We start from the raw sequence: 638 nt of genomic DNA on the forward strand, positions 1-638 counted from the left end.
CGCCGCGCCGAGCGGCGCGCCCAGCGCATCGCGGCGGGCGCCACGGAGCTGGAGCAGCGGCTGTCGGACCTGCTGCGGGACGGCCTGGCCACGGCCGACCGCGCCGGGTACGGGGCGTGGGATGAGACGGCCGCCCGCATGGTCGACGCCCAGGCCCCCGGCCTGGAGGCGCGGGTGCGGGAGCTGGGCGCGATCCCCTCCTCCGGCCCCGGCTGGCCCGCCCGGCTGCTGGAGGAATGCGCCCTGGCGCACCTCCTCAACCAGGGCTTCCTCCACCTCGACAGCCTGCCGGAGGAGCTGGCCGCCACCACGCGCTCCCGGGTCGGCGTCACGGTGCCGGTGGCCGAGCTGCTCGCGCACGGGCAGCCGGTCCGGGACCAGTGGCTCGTCCTGGGCCGCGAGGACAGCAGCGACGGCAAGCTCACCACCCGGCGGATCTGGCTGCGCGGCCGTGGCACGGGCCGGATGGCGATGCTGCTGTCCTTCGGCGCGGCGGGCAGGGCCCCCGAGCAGGCGCTGCCCCTCGGTCTGGTGCTCGACGCCGACCTCACCTACTACCCGGGCGCGCGTCCGCTCCGGGCCGCGCTGGGCACGCGCTACCCGCCCGCCGCGCCGCCCCTGCCGCCCGGATGGGCCCC

At 78.8% G+C, this 638-nt stretch carries 1 pseudogene; it reads left to right on the forward strand.

Features of this window, described 5'->3' with window-relative positions:
- Window positions 1-638 (forward strand): annotated as a pseudogene (locus EEJ42_RS31030) (hypothetical protein); the annotation flags it as partial.

It is taken from the genome of Streptomyces botrytidirepellens (assembly GCF_003721215.1).
In the GTDB taxonomy this organism is placed as follows: domain Bacteria; phylum Actinomycetota; class Actinomycetes; order Streptomycetales; family Streptomycetaceae; genus Streptomyces; species Streptomyces himastatinicus.